The sequence below is a fragment of the Methylobacterium sp. PvP105 genome (assembly GCF_017876975.1).
In the GTDB taxonomy this organism is placed as follows: Bacteria; Pseudomonadota; Alphaproteobacteria; order Rhizobiales; family Beijerinckiaceae; genus Methylobacterium; species Methylobacterium radiotolerans.
Map to the genome: position 1 here is coordinate 4,956,064 of NZ_JAGIPA010000001.1, position 17,122 is coordinate 4,973,185.

The following is a 17,122-nucleotide window of genomic DNA, read 5'->3' on the forward strand; positions in this document are numbered from 1 at the left end:
CATGTCCCAGGGCGACAAGTCGAAATACACCGACAAGCAGAAGCGCAAGGCCGAGCACATCGCCGAGTCGTACGAGTCCCGCGGCGTGCCGGAGAAGGAGGCGGAGGCCCGGGCCTGGGCCACCGTCAACAAGGACGACGGCGGCGGCAAGAAGCCGGGCGGATCGGGCCGCGGCAAGGCCACCGGCCACCCGGCCGCCCACAAGGGCGGCGCGTCCGGCGGCAAGGCCTCGGCCGGGCGGACGGCCGCGGAGCGCTCCGCCTCCGCCCGGAAGGCCGCCGCGACCCGCAAGGCCAACGCCGCCGCGCGGGCGTGACCGCCCGCCGCGGACCGGGCCGCCGACGTCCATGCCCGTGCAAGGACGACCTCAGTCCCGCCGCTCGGCGAGCTTGACCAGCGCGTGCAGCAGCCGGTTGACCGGCGTCGGGATTCCGTGCGCCGCGCCCCTGCGCACGATCGTGCCGTTGAGGTGGTCGATCTCGCTCGGCCGGCCGCGGGCCAGGTCCTGGGCGGTGGACGAGCGCTGGCCGGCCATGGCGGCGCTGAGCGCCATCACGTCGTCGAGGATGCGGGGCGACACCGACACGCCCTCGGCCTCGGCGACGCGCGCGCATTCCTGGACGACGTCGGCGATGACCGCGGCCACGCCATCGCCCTCCACCAGGCGGCCGTAGGGCAGCTGCGTCAGGGCCGACAGGGCGTTGTAGGCGCAGTTGATGATCAGCTTCGCCCAGAGCGCGTCGACGGCCTTCGCCGAGACGGTGGTCGGGATGCCGGCCGCCGCGAACGCGGCGGCGACGCGCGCGCTCGTCTCGGACGCGCCGAGGATCAGGTCGCCGCGTCCGTTGTGCCGGACGTGGCCGGGGCCCGCCATCGCGGTGGCGACGTAGACCGCCACCGGCACGACCGGGCGGCCCAGCACGGCGGCGAGCCGCTCGGCGTTGTCGACGCCGTTCTGGAGGCTGAGGACCGTGGCGGCCGGATCGAGGTGGGGGGCGATCATCGCGCCCGCCGCCTCGGTGTCGCCCGACTTCACGCAGACCAGCACGAGGTCGGCGCCCGACACGCCCGCCCCCGCATCGGTCGCCCGGACGGGCACCGAGGCCGTCCCGGCCGCGCTCTCCAGCACGAGACCGTCCTTCTCAACCGCCTCGACCAGGGCGGGACGGCCGATCAGCGTCACCGCGTGGCCGGCCCGCGCCAGGAGAAATCCGTAGTAACAGCCGACCGCGCCGGCCCCCACGACCGCGACGTTCATGGCGGGGCTCACGGCGCCACCGCCGCGGCGCGCTCGGGATGGAACGGCGCGGCGGCCGCCGCGGCCGCACGGACATGCTCGAGCAGCGCCTGGGCCGGGTGCCGCAGCCGCACGCCGTCGACCAGCTTGGCCTGCGAGCGGCAGGAATAGCCGTCCGCCAGCAGCGTGCAGCCGGGCGCCTCGGCGACGTGGCGGGCCCAGCTCAGGCCGTAGATCGCCTCGGAGGTGGCGCGGTGGCGCGCCTCGTGCCCGTAGGTCCCCGCCATGCCGCAGCAGCCGGCGGCCGGCACCTCGAGCCGCAGGCCGAGATGGGCGAACACGGCCTGCCAGTCCCGCACCGCACCCGGCGCGTTTGTGCGCTCGGTGCAGTGCGGCAGCAACCGCAGCGTGCGCCCGCCCTGCCCCGGCGCGATCCGGTCGAGCCGGGCGGCGAGCCACTCCTGCAGGAGGTGGACCTTCGGCAGATCGCCGCCCAGCGCCTGCGCGTACTCCGACCGGTAGGTCAGCGTCATCGACGGGTCGATCCCGACCAGGGGCACGCCGTGCCCGGCGAGGTCGCGCAGCATCGCGGCGTTGGACCGGGCGACGGCGGCGAACCGCGCCAGGAAGCCGTGCACGTGCAGCGGCTTGCCGTTCGGCCGGTAGGGCACGAGCCAGGGCCGGAAGCCGAGGGCGACGAGGAGGTCGCAGCTGTCGGCCACGACCGCCGCGTCGAAGTGGCTGGTGAAGGCGTCCTGCACCACCAGCACGGACCGCGCGCGCTCCTGCGCGTCCAGTCGGGCCAGGGCGTCCGAGGTCGCGACGGCGACGCCGCTTTCCGCCAGCCGCGCCGCGAGAGCGACCGGCGACAGGGCCGGGATCGCCACCAGCCCGGCCCGGGCCAGAGCGAGCCGGGCAACCGGATTGGCCAGGATCGCGTTGCTCAGGCGCGGCGCCCGCGCCGCCAGCGGCAGCAGCGGCTCCAGCGCCGCCACGAGATGGTCCTTCAGCGGCCGCGCGTAGCGCGTGTGGTAGAGCGCCAGGAACTTGGCCCGGAAGGTCGGCACGTCGACCTTGATCGGGCACGACCCCGTGCATGACTTGCAGGCGAGGCAGCCGTCCATCGCCTCCTTGACGGCGTGGGAGAAGTCGTCGGCCTCGGACCGGCCGCGGAGGCGGCTCCGCAGGGTCGCCGCCACGTCGCGCAGCCACCCGGCGCGCTGCCGCGCCAGTTCGGCTGCCGGGTCGACCCCGGCTTCCGCCGCGCGGCGCAGCCACTCGCGCATCAGGGAGGCACGACCCTTGGGCGAGTGGCGCCGCTCCCGCGTCGCCTTCCAGGACGGGCACATGGCCTCGTCCGCGTCGAAGCTGAAGCAGGCGCCGTTGCCGTTGCAGTGGAGCGCCGCGTCGAAGTCGTGCCGGACCGGCGCCGGGATGGCGCGGTCCTGCTCGCCCCGCCGCGGCACGCCGTCGATCCGGGTGAGGCCCGCGCCCCTGGCCGAGGCGATCTTGCCCGGGTTCATCCGGTCGCCCGGGTCGAAGGCGCGCTTGACCGCCTCCAGCGCCGGCATCAGCGGCCCGAACGTCGCCGGCACGAATTCCGAGCGGAACCCCTTGCCGTGCTCGCCCCAGAGCAGGCCGCCGTACTTGGCGGTCAGGGCGACCACGCCCTCCGTGACCTCGCGGATCAGGCCGTTCTGGGCCGGATCCTTCAGGTCGATGGCCGGCCGGACGTGCAGCACGCCGGCATCGACGTGGCCGAACATGCCGTAGCGGAGCCCCTTGCCGTCGAGCAGCGCGCGGAACTCCGCGATGAAGTCGGCGAGCCGCTCCGGCGGGACCGCCGTGTCCTCGACGAACGGGATCGGGCGCGCGTCGCCCTTGGCGGCGCCGAGCAGGCCCACCGCCTTCTTGCGCATGGTCCAGAGCCGCTCGATCGCCTCGCCCCGGGCGATGGTGAAGCCGAGGCGCTTGGTGTCGGTGCAGCGCTCGGCCTCCAGCATCCCGGTGAGCCGCGCGAGGGCGGCCTCCACGACGGTCTCGTCGTCGCCGACAAACTCCACGAGGTTGATGCCGTCCACCGGTCGCCCGGCCGGGTCGTCGGGGAAGAAGGCCCGCACCTCGGCCCAGATCGGGTCCTTGCGGGCCAGCGCCAGCACGGTCGAGTCGATGGTCTCGACCGAGGCGGCGCCGAAGGGCAGCAGCGCCTGCGCGTCGCGGAGCGCCGCGTCGAAATCCACGTAGGACAGCGCGACCAGGACCGCGGCCTTCGGGATCGGCAGAACGTTGAGCCGCGCCTCGGCGATCAGCGCCAGCGTCCCCTCGGAGCCGCAGATCACGCTCTTGAGGTCGAATCGGCCGGCCGCGTCGCGCAGATGCGCGAGGTCGTACCCGGTGAGGCAGCGGTTGAGCTTGGGAAAGCGCTCGGCGATGAGCGCCGCGTTCTCGGTGACGACGGCGTCGACGGTGCGGTGGATCTCGCCGACGCGGTCGTCGCGGCCCTTGGCGGCGGCGAGGCCCTCCGCGTCCAGGGGCTCGGCGGTCCAGACCGTGCCGTCGGTGAGCACGCAGGTCAGGGCCAGGACGTGGTCCCGGGTCTTCCCGTAGAGGCATGAGCCCTGCCCGCAGGCATCGGTGGAGATCATGCCGCCGATCGTGGCGCGGTTCGACGTGGAGAGCTCGGGCGCGAAGAATAGGCCGTGCTTGGCCAGCTCCCGGTTGAGCTGGTCCTTCACCACCCCCGGCTCGACCCGGACGACGCGGTTGACGACGTCGATCTCCAGGATGCGGTTCATGTGCCGGGAGGTGTCGACCACGAGGCCGTGGCCCAGCGACTGACCGTTGGTGCCGGTCGCGCCGCCCCGGGGCCGGATCACGATCTCGGAAAAGCGCGGGTCGTCGAGGAGCTTGGCGATGCGCACGAGGTCGTCGCGGGTGCGCGGAAACGCCACGCCCCCGGGCGCGACTTGGTAGATCGAGTTGTCCGTGGAGAAGACCGTGCGGTCGGCATCCGACAGCGTCAGGTCGCCCTCGAAGCCGCGCAGGCGCAGCTCGGCGCAGGCCGCGGCGTAGAGCGGCACGGCCTCGGTGTGGCGGGTCAGGACCGGGATCATCCGCGCCTTCTACACCCGACGGATCGCGGGAGACCATCGGCGACGGGACGAGGCGCGCTGGCATCCGGCTTGCCACGCACCTGCGACCGGCCGCGGCCTTCGAGACGGATGCCCATGAACGCGAGCGTCGAACGGGTCAGGGATGCCCTGGCCGAGCTGATCAAGGCCGCACTTCTCTCCGATGACGGCCTGAGCCGCGCCTGCCGCGACGCGGGTCGCGCCAAGCTCGCCGACCTCGCGGGCGACCCGCCCGAGCCCGAGAGCCTGCGGATGGACGGCGCCTGGACGCTCGCCGTCCAGGCGGCGGAGAGCCCGGAACTCGCGCCGCTGGAGGGCCGTGTGAACCTGACCCTGCCGCGCGCCTGCCCCTTCACCCTGGACGAGCTCCTCGCACCCGGCCTCGACGTGGATCAGGCCGTGGCGCGCATCCGCAAGAGCGCCTCGACCGGCTGATCGCGCCTGTTGAGGAGTGCCGGCACGGCGTTGCCGCGCGCGGGCCGGACACCCATGTTAGCCTCACAGGACCGACGCCTCGGTCCCGCGCCCGCACGCGGGTCCCGTCTATCGCAGAACTCTCCGGCACCCCCCTTTTGGCACGACGCACCACCGCCCCGGCGGCCGAGCCCGCCGCTCCGCAGCCCTTCCCCACCCGTGAGCAGATCCTCGCCTTCGTGGCCGAGTCGAAGGAGTGCGTCGGCAAGCGGGAGATCGCCAAGGCCTTCGGCATCAAGGGGGCCGCAAAGATCGACCTGAAGCGCGTCCTGAAGGAGATCGAAGAGGACGGCGCCCTCGACCGCGGCCGCGGCGGCCTCGCCCCGGCGGGCCACCTGCCGCCGGTCGTGCTGGCCGACATCCGCTCCCGCGACCGCCACGGCGACTTCCTGGCGATCCCGGTGGAGTGGACCGGGACCGGCAAGCCGCCCGCCATCGTTCTGGTGCAGCCGCGCGGCCCCCGGAAGGGCAACCGCCCGGCCCCGGGCATCGGCGACCGCGCCCTGATCCGGGTCGAGCGCGACGCGGAAGGCGGCTACGCCGGCCGGGTCGTCAAGGTCATCGGGAAGAACAAGGCCGAGATCATCGGCGTCTACCGGGCCGGCGCGCAGGGCGGCCGGATCGTGCCCGTCGAGAAGCGCGCGCAGGGCCGCGAGATCCTGATCCCGCCCGGCGAGGAGGGGCAGGCCCGCGACGGCGACCTCGTCAGCGTCTCGCTGGAGCGCGAGACCCGGTTCGGCCTGCCGAAGGGGCGTGTGCGCGAGCGATTGGGCTCGCTCGGTTCCGAGAAGGCGGTGAGCCTGATCGCGCTGCACCTCCACAACATCCCGCACGTCTTCGCCGACGCGACCCTGGCGGAGGCCGACGCCGCCAGGCCCGCCACGCTGAAGGGCCGCGAGGACTGGCGCGACCGGCCCCTCCTGACCATCGACCCGCCGGACGCCAAGGACCACGACGATGCCGTCATGGCCGAGGCCGATCCCGACCCGGCCAATCCCGGCGGCTTCATCCTCACCGTCGCCATCGCGGACGTGGCCGCCTATGTCCGGCCGGGCTCCAGCCTCGACCGCGAGGCCCTGGAACGGGGCAACTCGGTCTACTTCCCCGACCGGGTCGTGCCGATGCTGCCCGAGCGGATCTCGAACGACCTCTGCTCCCTCCGCGAGGGCGAGGACCGGCCGGCGCTGGCGGTGCGGATGGTCATCGCCGCCGACGGCGAGAAGCGCCGCCACGGCTTCCACCGGGTGATGATGCGCTCCCGCGCGAAGCTCGCCTACGCGCAGGCGCAGGCCGCCATCGACGGGCGCCCGGACGATGCGACCGGGCCGCTTCTGGAGACGGCCCTTCGCCCCCTCTGGGCGGCCTACGCGGCCCTGCGCGCGGCCCGCGACCGCCGGGGGCCGCTGGCCCTCGACCTGCCCGAGCGCAAGGTCCTGCTCTCGCCCGAGGGCGCGGTCGACCGGGTGATCGTGCCGGAGCGCCTCGACGCCCACCGGCTGATCGAGGAGTTCATGATCCAGGCGAACGTCGCCGCCGCCGAGACCCTGGAGCAGGCCCGACAGCCCCTGATCTACCGCGTCCACGACGAGCCCGCCCTGGAGAAGATGCGGGCGCTCGGCGAGGTCCTGGCCTCGGTGGGCATCAAGCTGCCCAAGGAAGGGGCGCTGCGCCCCGCCCTGTTCAACCGGATCCTCGCCACGGCGGCCGAGACCGAGCACGGCGTCTTCCTCAACGAGGTGATCCTGCGCAGCCAGGCCCAGGCCGTCTACGCCCCCGAGAATCTCGGGCATTTCGGCCTGAACCTGCGCCGCTACGCGCACTTCACCTCGCCGATCCGGCGCTACGCCGACCTGATCGTGCACCGGGCGCTGATCACCGCCTGCCGGCTCGGATCGGACGGGCTCGCGAGCGACGTCTCCCTCGGCGAGCTGGCGCAGATCGGCGAGCAGATCTCGGCGGCCGAGCGCCGCGCCATGGCGGCCGAGCGCGAGACGATCGACCGGCTCATCGCCCACCACCTCGCCGACCAGGTCGGCGCGACCTTCGCGGGCCAGATCGCCGGCGTCACCCGGGCCGGCCTGTTCATCAAGCTCGACGAGACCGGCGCGGACGGCTTCGTGCCGGTCTCGCAGCTCGGCGCCGACTATTTCCGCCACGAGGAGGGCCGCCACGCCCTGGTGGGCGAGCGCACCGGGGAGACGTTCCGCCTCGGCGACCGGGTCGAAGTGCGGCTCGTGGAGGCCGCACCGGTGGCCGGGGCGTTGCGCTTCGAGCTGCTCAGCGAGGGCCGGACCCGCTCCGGTGGCCGGACTGCCGGGCCCGGCAAGAAGGCCGGCGGCCGGGCCTTCAAGGCCGCGCCGCCCGGCCGCCCCCCCGGCATCCGCAACACCGGGTCGCGCCACCGCGGCTCGCGCCGCTGACCCGGGCGGTGTAGACCCTGGACATGGCCGCCGACGCGATACCCGAGCGCACCCGCCTGATCCCCGCGATGGCCCGGGGCTTCATCGGCCGCTGCCCGCATTGCGGCCAAGGCCGGATCTTCGGGCGCTTCCTCAAGGTGCGGCCGGCATGCGACGTCTGCGGCCTGGAGCTGCACCACCACCGGGCCGACGACCTGCCGCCCTACGTGGTGATCTTCATCGTCGCCCACATCGTCGGCTACCTGATCCTCGAGACTGAGAGCGCCTACGACGTGCCGCTCTGGGTCGAGATGGGCGTCTGGCCGGTCTTCACCCTGGTCTTCGCGCTGGTCCTGCTCCAGCCCGTGAAGGGCGCCGTCGTCGGGCTGCAATACGCCCTTGGCATGCACGGCTTCGCCACGCTACCGCGGAGCCGCCCCGCCCCAGGACCGGAGGAGACACGCCTTGCCGCTGCCGCAGCAGGAGCCCCAGATCGCCACAGCTCCTGAGCGGAAGCCCGCCGCTGCCGCGCGCCTGCGGCCGCGGGACGCCGCGACCATGATCGTGATCGACCGGCGCGGACGGGGCAGCCCGAAGGTCCTGATGGGCCGGCGCAACCCGAACCTCGCCTTCATGCCGGGCAAGTTCGTCTTCCCGGGCGGTCGGATCGAGCTCGGCGACCGCCACATGCCGGTGGCTGGGGCGCTGCCCGACTACGCCGAGGCGGCGCTGACCCGGCAGGTCTCCCGGCCCCCGCACCATCTCGGCCGGGCCCTGGCGCTCGCCGCCATCCGCGAGACCTACGAGGAGACCGGCCTGCTGCTGGGCACGACCGAGCACGGCGCTCCCGAGGACGTTCCGGCGGGCTGGGAAGGCTTCGCGCGGCACGGCGTCCTGCCGGACCTCGAGGCGCTGCACCTCGTCGCCCGCGCGATCACCCCGCCGAAGCGGGTGCGCCGCTTCGACACGCGCTTCTTCACCGTCGACCGCCGCATGGTGGCGGCCGAGGAGCCGGGGCGGGTCCAGGCCGACGCCGAGTTCACCGAGCTCGCCTGGGTCAGGCTCGACGCCGCCCGCAAGCTCGACCTGCCCACCATAACCCGCGCGATCCTGGACGATCTGGAGGCGCAGATCGCCGCCGATTTCGCGCCCTACCGGATGATCCCCTTCCACTACGAGCGCTACGGGCGGCGCGAGCGGGTGGCCTTGTGAGCGGTTCCAACGGATTGGAGCAGGAGCAGCGGCGCGGGATCAGGTCGGAGGAGGTGGCGGCGATCTCGGCGGCCGTGACCTGCGTCACCGTCGTCGGCATCGGCCTCAGCCTGTCGATCCCGCTCCTCTCGATCGAGATGGAGCGTCGCGGCGCCTCGAGCACGCTGATCGGGCTCAACACCGCGGTGGCGGGCATCGCCAGCATCTGCACGGTGCCGTTCGTGCCGCGCCTCGCCGCGCGGGTCGGCGTCGCCCCGCTGCTCGGGCTGGCGCTCCTCGTCGGGGCGGTCAGCCTCGCGCTGTTCCCGCTCCTGCCGGGCATCGCCCTGTGGTTCCCCCTGCGCTTCGTCTTCTCGGCGACGCTCGGCGCGCTGTTCGTCCTCTCCGAGTACTGGATCAACGCCGCCGCCCCGCCGGAGCGGCGCGGTCTGGTGATGGGCATCTACGCCACCGTCCTGGCGGCGGGCTTCGCGGTCGGACCGCTGCTGCTGGCCCTGGTCGGCACCGAGGGGCTGGCGCCCTACGCGACGGGGGCCGCCCTCATGCTGGCCGGCGGCCTGCCCATCGCCCTGGCCCGCGGCCTGTCCCCGACGATCGAGACGGGCTCCGGCCGCGGCATCCTCGGCTACGTCCGGCTCGCCCCCGGCGCCCTGGCGGCGGCCCTGGCCTACGGGGCGGTGGAGACCGGCATCTTCGCCATCCTGCCGCTCTACGGCCTGCGCCTCGGCTACGACGCGCAGGGGGCGGCCGGCCTCGTCAGCCTGATCGCGCTGGGCAACGTCCTGTTCCAGATCCCGTTCGGCTGGCTCGCCGACCGCCTCGACCGGGGCGCGGTGCTCCTCGGCGCGGGCCTCGCGGGCGCCGCGGGCTCGGCCCTGATCCCCCTCGCGGCCGGCCATCCGGCGGCGTTCGGTCTGCTCCTCCTCGTCTGGGGCGGCATCGCCGGCACCCTCTACACGGTCGGCCTCGCGATGCTGGGCGACCGCACGCCGCTGAACGACCTCGCGGGCGCCAACGCGGCCTTCGTGGTGCTCTACAATGTCGGCCTGATGCTGGGACCGCCGGTGATCGGCGGCGGGCTCGACCTCGTGCCGCCGAACGGGTTCGCGCTGGCGCTGCTCGCCCTGTTCCTGGCCTTCGCCGGCTGGCTCGCCGCGACGGAGCGCCGACGCGCCCGCTCTTGACCTGCCGGGCCCGATCGGGCATTCACCCGCCCGTATTCGGCCGGGCCCTCCCGGCCATTTGCGTTTCGCTCACGCGGAATGCCGCACCCTGCAGGAGCGCCGCGCCATGGCCAAGGCCGTCACCGTCAAGATCAAGCTCGTCTCCACCGCCGACACGGGCTACTTCTACGTCACCAAGAAAAACTCCCGCACGCAGACCGAGAAGCTGACGATGCGCAAGTACGATCCGGTCGCGCGCAAGCACGTCGAGTTCAAGGAAACCAAGATCAAGTAAGCCCGCGGGCCGCATCGCGGCCCCACGGCCGACGGGAAGCCGCTCCGACACGGGGCGGCTTTTTCTTTGCCCGACACCGCGATCCCGCCCGCGGCCGGGCGAACTCGGAGCGCCGCGGCCCGAACGGCCGACAGCCTGGCACCAGCACGAATCGTTAACCGTCGCTCGTCCCGGAGGCTGCTCGATTCGCCGGCCGATCACCGGCCCGCGGGTTCGGCCAGCCCGACAGGTGGAGGGCGGGTTCGATGCAGCGGATCCTGCTGGCGCTTCTCATCACCGCGGCGGTACTCGCGCTCTGGCTCCTCCTGACGCTGCCGGTGCACGCGCTCCGTGCGACTCGCGGATTGCTCCCGGCACGCCGCGCCCCGGTCCGGGCGCGGAGCCGATCGCTCACGCGGGCCCCGACGCTGCCAGATCCGGATCGAGCGTCCGCGCCAGGGACCGCGCGATAGAGACGAGGGCCGTGACCATCGGCGTGGACGGCTCGCGCCGCGGGGCGACGAGGCCGATCGTGTGCTCCAGGTCCGGCGCGGTGATCGGGAGGCTACGCACGCCCGCCATGGGGCCGAGGGCGTCGACCAGAATCTCCGGCATGATCGAGGCCCAGCGCAGGGTGCGCACATGGGTCAGCAGCACGATCATCGAGTTCGATTCGAGGGTCGCGGCGGGATCCGCACCCGCCTCCCGGATCTGATGGTCGATGATCCGCCGGTTCTGCATGTTCGGCGTGAGCAGGCAGAGGGGCAGCCGGCTGGTCTCGGCCCAGGTGACGTTGGCGCGATCGTCGAACGGGCCGCCGATCGCCGTCACGAGGCGGTAGCGCTCCCGGTAGAGGGGAACGGAGATCACCCGCCCGAGGGGCTCATTGTCGAGGTAGGTCAGGCCCGCATCCGCCTCCAGGTTCTCGATCAACGAGAAAATGTCGGCCGAGGTGGCGGATTCGACCGTCAGCCGCACGTCCGGGTGCCGCTCGCGGTAGGGCGTCGTGAGGTTCACGATCATCGGCAACGCCGTGGGGATGGCGGCGATGCGCAGGTGGCCGGTCAGGCCCCGGCGCAGGCCGGTGACCTCCTCGTGCATGGCCCGCGCGTCGGCCACGATGCGCCGCGCCCATTCCAGGACCCGCTCGCCCTCGGGGGTGAAGCCCTGGAAGCGGGAGCCGCGCAGCACGAGCTGCACGCCGAAGCGGTTCTCCAGCTGCTTCACGCCGGCCGAGAGCGTCTGCTGGGTCACGCCGCAGGCTTCGGCGGCGTGCCCGAAATGCTGCTCGCGGGCGAGCGCGAGCAGGAAGTCCAGCTTGTCGATCACGACGACGGCATCCCGGCACGGCGAGGCGCCGGAAACCTAGCGACCCGCCGTGCCCGCCACAACCGAGCGCGCCCGCTCAGCGGAACAGGATGAACGCCTTCGACAGGGTGATGCCGATGCCCCAGACGATCGGGATGCCGACCACCGCCCAGGCCACGGCGGCCCCGGCGCTGAACCCGCCGCGGCCGATGCCGAAGGAGCCGGACGGTCCCGAGGCCGTGGCGCCCGCGCGGACGTCCAGGGAGGCCCGCTCGGAATCGGACATGAACCAGCGCTGCGCCAGCGGCCGGACCAGCAGGTTGCAGAGGAAGCCGACCGCCAGGAAGCTCGCCAGCACGTACATGGTCCGGCCGTAGAGATCGGCCCCCTGCACGCCCGCGGCGACCTGCGCCTCGCGGATCTTGGTGATGACGAAGGGCCCGACGATGCCGGCCATCGACCACGCGGTGAGCAGGCGCCCGTGGATCGCGCCCACGAACTGCGTGCCGAACACGTCGGCGAGGTAGGCCGGCACCGTCGCGAAACCGCCGCCGTACATGGACAGGATCACGCAGAAGATCGCGACGAACAGCGCCTGCGAGCCGATGCCGGCGGCCCAGGGCGCCGCCGCGTACAGGAGGCCGCCCAGCGCGAAGAAGATCGCGTAGGTGCCCTTCCGCCCGATCCGGTCCGACATCGAGGCCCAGAAGAACCGGCCCAGGATGTTGAACAGGGACAGCAGGCCGACGAAGCCGGCCGCGATGGCCGCGACCTGCGCCTTCTGGCCGGCGTCGAGGGCCGAGAAGCCGGTGCCGGGCAGGCCGATCAGCTCGCCGCCGAAGATCTCTTGGAGCATCGGCGAGGCCAGGGCCAGCACGCCGATGCCGGCCGACACGTTGAGGAACAGGACGAGCCAGATCATCCAGAACTGGAAGGTCTTGTGGGCGTCGCGCAGGTGGACGTGCCCCGAGGCGATCATGGCGTTCTTGGCAGTCGGGCTGGTCCAGCCGTCCGGCCGCCAGCCGGCCGGCGGCACCCGGTAGCCGAACGCGCCGCCCAGCATGAACAGGATGTACCCGACTCCCATCACCGCCAGCGTCTGCCAGACGCCGGCCGAATCCGCGGTCCGGAAGCCCTTGATCAGGCTGTCGGCCAGGGGCGAGCCGATCATCGCGCCGCCGCCGAAGCCCATGATCGCCATGCCGGTTGCCATGCCGCGGCGATCCGGGAACCACTTGATCAGCGTCGAGACCGGCGAGATGTAGCCGAGGCCCAGCCCGACGCCGCCGATCAGGCCCATGCCGAGCCAGACGATCCAGAGCTGGTGGATGTAGACGCCGAAGGCGCCGATCAGGAAGCCGCCGCCCCAGCAGAGGGCCGCCGCGATGCCGGCCTTGCGCGGGCCCGCCCGCTCCAGCCAGCCGCCGAACAGCGCGGCCGAGAGGCCGAGCACGACGATGCCAATGGAGAAGACCGTGACGAGGTCGCTGACGCGCCAATCGCAGGTGGTGGTGAACAGGGCCGTCATCACGCCCATGTCGGGGCAGGCGGCGGGCGCCGGCTTGCCCACGGAGAGCGCCCGGGTCAGCGGCAGCCAGAACACCGACAGACCGTAGGCCATCCCGATGCAGAGATGAATCGCCAGGGCCGCCGGCGGCACCAGCCAGCGATTGAAGCCCGGCTTGGCGACGATCCGCTCGCGCGACAGCAGACTCGGCGTTCCCTCAGGCGCGATCGCGCCTGCCACTCCAGCACTCATGATGGACTCCTCCGCCGCGGCCTCGTTGGCGGGCCGCTCGGCGGGCGACCATGCGCGATCTGTGTGCAGGGTGCCAGCGCGCGACACGCTGAGCCGGCGTTTTTAATCCCGTTGGCCGCCGCCTGTATGCATATTCCGCGTGCACGGGTGGCGAGGCGCGGTCGGGAACCGGCTCTGCCGTGCAGCCGACCGCGCGGAGATCTCCGCGGGGCCGGGCAGCGGTCTTGTCCGGCGCCCGGCCCCGCGGTCCTTCTCACATCGGCGGGGTCAGGCCGTCCTTGCCGACCGCCACGAGCTTGCCCTCCGCCTTGGGACCGTCCTTGGCGACCACGGCGAAGACCTTGGAGCCGGGCGTCAGGATCGCCTTGTCGGCGGGCTCGAAGGCGACGATCGGCGCCGAGGACGGCACCACGATCTCCTTGGATCCATCCTTGCCGTAGCTCACCGTCAGGGTGCGCTCGCCGCCCGAGGCGGCCTTGTCGGCCTTCACGGTGCCGTTGGTCATCGCGCTCTTCACTTTCGGGGCGTTCGACGACTCGGCCTTCACGGTGCCGTTGGTCATCGCGCTCTTCACCTTGGCGCCGGCGCCCGCGGTGTGGTCGGTGATCGAGTCCCAGCCGTAATGGCCCTCGCCCGTGCCGCGCATGGACTCGGGGAAGAGCACGACCTCCAGGGCGGTCATCGGGTTCTCGCCCTTGGTGGCGGTGCCGATGAAGACGCCGTCCTTGATCGCGTCGAGGCTGGATGGGACCACCCAGGCGAACTTGGCGCCGGCGACGTCGACCGTCTCGGTCTTGCCGTCCTCGGTCTTGATCGTGAGCGTGCTGCCGTCGGCCTTGTCGACGGTCCCGCGGACGCGCTCGACCTGCGCGGCGAAGGCCGCGCTCGACAGCAGGGCTGTCAGGCCGGCGGCGGCGAGGGTCTTGCTGAGATGCTTCATCGAGGTCCCATCCTGGCTTCGGGAGCCGGGTTATGGGGCGCCTCGCGCGCGAAACAAGGTTGTGCGCAAGCGAAATGCCGGGCCTGTGAAACAAATAAGGCGGCGCCCGGTTGAGCGCCGCCTCATGGGTCGGTCGGGCGGCCCGAGGGCCGCCGCAGGAGGCTAGGCCGCGAGCGAGCGGAGCACGTAGGGCAGGATGCCGCCGTTGCGGAAGTACTCGAGCTCGTCGAGCGTATCGATGCGGCAGGTCAGGGGAACCTGCTTCACCGAGCCGTCGGCGGACTTGATCTCCGCGGTCAGCGTCTGGCGGGGCTTCAGCTCCCCGGCGAGGCCCTTGATGGTGACGGTCTCGTCACCCTTCAGGCCCAGCGACTGCCAGCTCGTGTCGCCCTGGAAGACCAGCGGCACCACGCCCATCCCGACGAGGTTCGAGCGGTGGATGCGCTCGAAGCTCTCGGCCACCACGGCGCGGACGCCGAGCAGCTTCGTGCCCTTGGCCGCCCAGTCGCGCGACGAGCCGGTGCCGTACTCCTTGCCGGCGAAGATGACGAGCGGCGTGCCCTGCTCGGCGTACTTCATCGCCGCGTCGTAGATGAACATCTTCTCGCCGGACGGCTGGAAGTGCGTCCACCCGCCCTCGACCACGCCGCCGGAGGCGTCCTTCACCATCTGGTTCTTGATGCGGATGTTGGCGAAGGTGCCCCGCATCATCACCTCGTGGTTGCCGCGCCGCGTGCCGTACTGGTTGAAGTCCTGCACGCGCACCTGGTGCGACTGCAGGTACTCGCCGGCCGGCGACGCCGCGCGGATGTTGCCCGCCGGCGAGATGTGGTCGGTGGTGATCGAGTCGAGGAACAGGCCGAGGATGCGCGCGCCCTCGATGTCCTCGACCGGCTTCGGGGTCTTCTCCATGCCGACGAAGTAGGGCGGGTTCTGCACGTAGGTGGAGCCCGGGTTCCACGCGAAGGTCTCGGCCTCGGTGACCTCGACGTCCTTCCAGTTCTGGTCGCCGCCGAACACGTCCGCGTAGCGGGACTTGAACAGCGCCGAGGTGATGTTCTCCTCGATGAACTGCTGCACCTCGGCCGAGGACGGCCAGATGTCCCTCAGGTAGACCGGCTTGCCGTCGGATCCCTGGCCCAGCGGCTCGGTGGTGATGTCGATCTGGAGCGAGCCGGCGAGCGCGTAGGCGACGACCAGCGGCGGCGAGGCGAGGTAGTTCGCCCGCACGTCGGGGTTCACGCGGCCCTCGAAGTTGCGGTTGCCCGAGAGCACCGCCGCGGCGACGACGTCGTTGTCGTTGATCGCCTTCGAGATCGCCTCCGGCAGCGGGCCGGAATTGCCGATGCAGGTCGTGCAGCCGAAGCCCACGAGGTTGAAGCCGAGCGCGTCCAGCGGCTCCTGCAGGCCGGACTTCTCCAGGTACTCGCCGACCACCTGCGATCCGGGCGCGAGCGAGGTCTTCACCCAGGGCTTGGAGCGCAGGCCCTTGGCGACGGCGTTGCGGGCCAGCAGCCCCGCGCCGATCATCACCGAGGGGTTCGACGTGTTGGTGCAGCTCGTGATCGCGGCGATCACCACGTCGCCGTGCCCGATGTCGAAGTTGGTGCCCTCGACCGGGTAGCGGCGGGCGAGGTCGGCGGCCTTCTTGAACTCGGTCTCCATGGAAGCGGCGAAGCCCGCCTTGGCGCCGTCGAGGAGCACCCGGTCCTGCGGGCGCTTCGGGCCGGCGAGCGAGGGCCGGACCTCGCCCATGTCGAGCTCCAGCGTGTCGGTGAAGACCGGGTCGGGGGTCTGGGCGTCGCGCCACATGCCCTGCGCCTTCGCGTAGGCCTCGACCAGGGCGATCCGATCGTCGGAGCGGCCGGTGACCTTCAGGAAGTCGATGGTCTTCTGGTCGACCGGGAAGAAGCCGCAGGTCGCGCCGTACTCGGGCGCCATGTTGGAGATCGTGGCCCGGTCGGCGACGGCCATGTCGTCGAGGCCGGGGCCGTAGAACTCCACGAACTTGCCGACCACGCCCTTCTTGCGCAGCATCTGGGTGACGGTGAGCACGAGGTCGGTGGCGGTGGTGCCCTCGGGCAGCTTGCCCGACAGCTTGAAGCCCACGACCTCGGGGATCAGCATCGACAGCGGCTGGCCGAGCATGGCCGCCTCGGCCTCGATACCGCCGACGCCCCAGCCCAGCACGGCCATGCCGTTGACCATGGTGGTGTGCGAATCGGTGCCGACGAGCGAGTCGGGATAGGCGACGTCGGCGCCGTTCTCCGACTTCGTCCAGACGGTCTGGGCAAGGTATTCTAGGTTCACCTGGTGGCAGATGCCGGTGCCCGGGGGGACCACCGAGAAGTTGTCAAAGGCCGACTGGCCCCACTTCAGGAAGGTGTAGCGCTCGCCGTTGCGCTCGTATTCCAGGGCGACGTTGTCGGCCAGCGCCTTCGGGGTGCCGAACTCGTCGACGATCACCGAGTGGTCGATCACGAGATCGACCGGCACCAGCGGGTTGATCTTCTGCGGGTCGCCGCCGAGCGCCACCATGGCGTCGCGCATGGCGGCGAGGTCGACCACCGCCGGCACGCCGGTGAAGTCCTGCATCAGCACCCGCGAGGGGCGGAACGCGATCTCGACCTCGGCCTTGCCCTTCTGGTCGAGCCAGCCGACGGCGGCCTCGATGTCGGCCTTCTTGACCGAGCGGTCGTCCTCGTAGCGCAGCAGGTTCTCCAGGATCACCTTCATGGAGAAGGGCAGCGCGGCGGCGGAGGCGAGGCCGTTCTTCTCGGCCGCGGGAATGGAGTAGTAGGTGTAGGTCTTGCCGCCGGCTTCGAGCGTCTGGCGGGCCTTGAAGCTGTCGAGTGAGGGCACGGCTGGTTCTATCCTCGCTGCGGGTTGTCGAACACGCGCAGGCAAGACCTGCGCTACGAGATCTGTGTTCGGCCTGTGTAGCGCCCGACGGGCGCGCGCCGCCCCGGGAGTGCCCGGGCAGGACGATGCGCGGGGGCGATTTGGACGCCCGTGATGCCGCGCGGCGCAGCCGCGGAGGGATATAGAACTTTTCGAATCTGGCCGCTACCGGGTCGTCATGACAGGCGCGTTTTCCTGTCGGGCGCGGGGCGCAGAGATACGGCTCCGGTCGGCTGGCGCGGGCCGTCCCCTGTGACCGCGGGGCCAGCCCCGCGCCGCAGTGCAACGTCATTCCGGGGCCGCGCAGCGGAGCCCGGAACCCAG

Annotated in this window: 13 protein-coding genes; 7 read left to right on the plus strand and 6 right to left on the minus strand. The window is 72.1% G+C overall.

All coding sequences use genetic code 11. The annotated features are described in order from the left end of the window. Window position 1: 1 nt before the first annotated feature. Window positions 2-316: a hypothetical protein gene (locus J3A75_RS24245; protein WP_012320505.1), complete on the plus strand. Its 315-nt coding sequence runs from the start codon at window positions 2-4 to the stop codon at window positions 314-316. Between the two features lie 51 nt (window positions 317-367). Here J3A75_RS24245 and J3A75_RS24250 read toward each other — a convergent pair whose 3' ends face one another. Next, window positions 368-1,258, minus strand: coding sequence for a ketopantoate reductase family protein (locus tag J3A75_RS24250; RefSeq protein WP_029359585.1), 891 nt, complete (start codon window positions 1,256-1,258; stop codon window positions 368-370). An 8-nt stretch (window positions 1,259-1,266) separates the two neighbouring features. Beyond that, entirely contained in the window at window positions 1,267-4,350 is a 3,084-nt protein-coding gene (locus tag J3A75_RS24255) for an FAD-binding and (Fe-S)-binding domain-containing protein (protein WP_209650791.1), read from the minus strand. A gap of 114 nt (window positions 4,351-4,464) precedes the next feature. Between J3A75_RS24255 and J3A75_RS24260 the strand changes: the two genes are divergently transcribed. The 6 genes from J3A75_RS24260 (at window position 4,465) to rpmG (ending at window position 9,911) form a co-directional block, all read left to right on the plus strand. Beyond that, complete coding sequence (locus J3A75_RS24260; RefSeq protein WP_012320508.1) at window positions 4,465-4,803, plus strand: hypothetical protein; 339 nt, start codon at window positions 4,465-4,467, stop codon at window positions 4,801-4,803. 137 nt (window positions 4,804-4,940) lie between these two features. Next, window positions 4,941-7,262 (plus strand): ribonuclease R, encoded by a 2,322-nt coding sequence (gene rnr / locus J3A75_RS24265; RefSeq protein ID WP_209650792.1) that lies wholly within the window; start codon window positions 4,941-4,943, stop codon window positions 7,260-7,262. 23 nt (window positions 7,263-7,285) lie between these two features. Then, window positions 7,286-7,750, plus strand: a complete 465-nt coding sequence (locus tag J3A75_RS24270) for a DUF983 domain-containing protein (protein ID WP_058606206.1) — start codon at window positions 7,286-7,288, stop codon at window positions 7,748-7,750. Then, entirely contained in the window at window positions 7,707-8,453 is a 747-nt protein-coding gene (locus J3A75_RS24275) for an NUDIX hydrolase (protein WP_012320511.1), read from the plus strand. Before J3A75_RS24270 ends, J3A75_RS24275 begins: the two co-directional genes overlap by 44 nt. After that, window positions 8,450-9,637: an MFS transporter gene (locus tag J3A75_RS24280; RefSeq protein WP_234740692.1), complete on the plus strand. Its 1,188-nt coding sequence runs from the start codon at window positions 8,450-8,452 to the stop codon at window positions 9,635-9,637. Before J3A75_RS24275 ends, J3A75_RS24280 begins: the two co-directional genes overlap by 4 nt. Window positions 9,638-9,743: 106 nt before the next feature. Continuing rightward, complete coding sequence (gene rpmG, locus J3A75_RS24285) at window positions 9,744-9,911, plus strand: 50S ribosomal protein L33 (protein ID WP_012320513.1); 168 nt, start codon at window positions 9,744-9,746, stop codon at window positions 9,909-9,911. Between the two features lie 390 nt (window positions 9,912-10,301). On the opposite strand, the gene J3A75_RS24290 is transcribed toward rpmG, so the two are convergent. From J3A75_RS24290 to acnA, 4 genes are all read right to left on the minus strand, one after another. Beyond that, window positions 10,302-11,219 (minus strand): LysR family transcriptional regulator, encoded by a 918-nt coding sequence (locus tag J3A75_RS24290; protein ID WP_024829236.1) that lies wholly within the window; start codon window positions 11,217-11,219, stop codon window positions 10,302-10,304. Between the two features lie 76 nt (window positions 11,220-11,295). Then, the gene (locus J3A75_RS24295; RefSeq protein WP_024829235.1) at window positions 11,296-12,957 is read right to left on the minus strand and encodes an OFA family MFS transporter; all 1,662 of its coding nucleotides are present in this window, start codon (window positions 12,955-12,957) and stop codon (window positions 11,296-11,298) included. Window positions 12,958-13,210: 253 nt separating this feature from the next. After that, on the minus strand, window positions 13,211-13,897 hold the full coding sequence (locus tag J3A75_RS24300) for a hypothetical protein (RefSeq protein ID WP_012320516.1): 687 nt from the start codon (window positions 13,895-13,897) through the stop codon (window positions 13,211-13,213). A 162-nt stretch (window positions 13,898-14,059) separates the two neighbouring features. Then, window positions 14,060-16,759 (minus strand): aconitate hydratase AcnA, encoded by a 2,700-nt coding sequence (gene acnA / locus J3A75_RS24305; protein ID WP_012320517.1) that lies wholly within the window; start codon window positions 16,757-16,759, stop codon window positions 14,060-14,062. Between the last annotated feature and the right edge of the window lie 363 nt (window positions 16,760-17,122).

What these genes read in the sequence shown, in the direction of transcription:
- J3A75_RS24245 (WP_012320505.1), top strand. Translation starts at nt 2, where the DNA reads ATGTCCCAGGGCGACAAGTCGAAATACACCGACAAGCAGAAGCGCAAG.
- J3A75_RS24250 (WP_029359585.1), bottom strand. Translation starts at nt 1,258, where the DNA reads ATGAACGTCGCGGTCGTGGGGGCCGGCGCGGTCGGCTGTTACTACGGA.
- J3A75_RS24255 (WP_209650791.1), bottom strand. Translation starts at nt 4,350, where the DNA reads ATGATCCCGGTCCTGACCCGCCACACCGAGGCCGTGCCGCTCTACGCC.
- J3A75_RS24260 (WP_012320508.1), top strand. Translation starts at nt 4,465, where the DNA reads ATGAACGCGAGCGTCGAACGGGTCAGGGATGCCCTGGCCGAGCTGATC.
- J3A75_RS24270 (WP_058606206.1), top strand. Translation starts at nt 7,286, where the DNA reads ATGGCCGCCGACGCGATACCCGAGCGCACCCGCCTGATCCCCGCGATG.
- rpmG (WP_012320513.1), top strand. Translation starts at nt 9,744, where the DNA reads ATGGCCAAGGCCGTCACCGTCAAGATCAAGCTCGTCTCCACCGCCGAC.
- J3A75_RS24295 (WP_024829235.1), bottom strand. Translation starts at nt 12,957, where the DNA reads ATGAGTGCTGGAGTGGCAGGCGCGATCGCGCCTGAGGGAACGCCGAGT.
- J3A75_RS24300 (WP_012320516.1), bottom strand. Translation starts at nt 13,897, where the DNA reads ATGAAGCATCTCAGCAAGACCCTCGCCGCCGCCGGCCTGACAGCCCTG.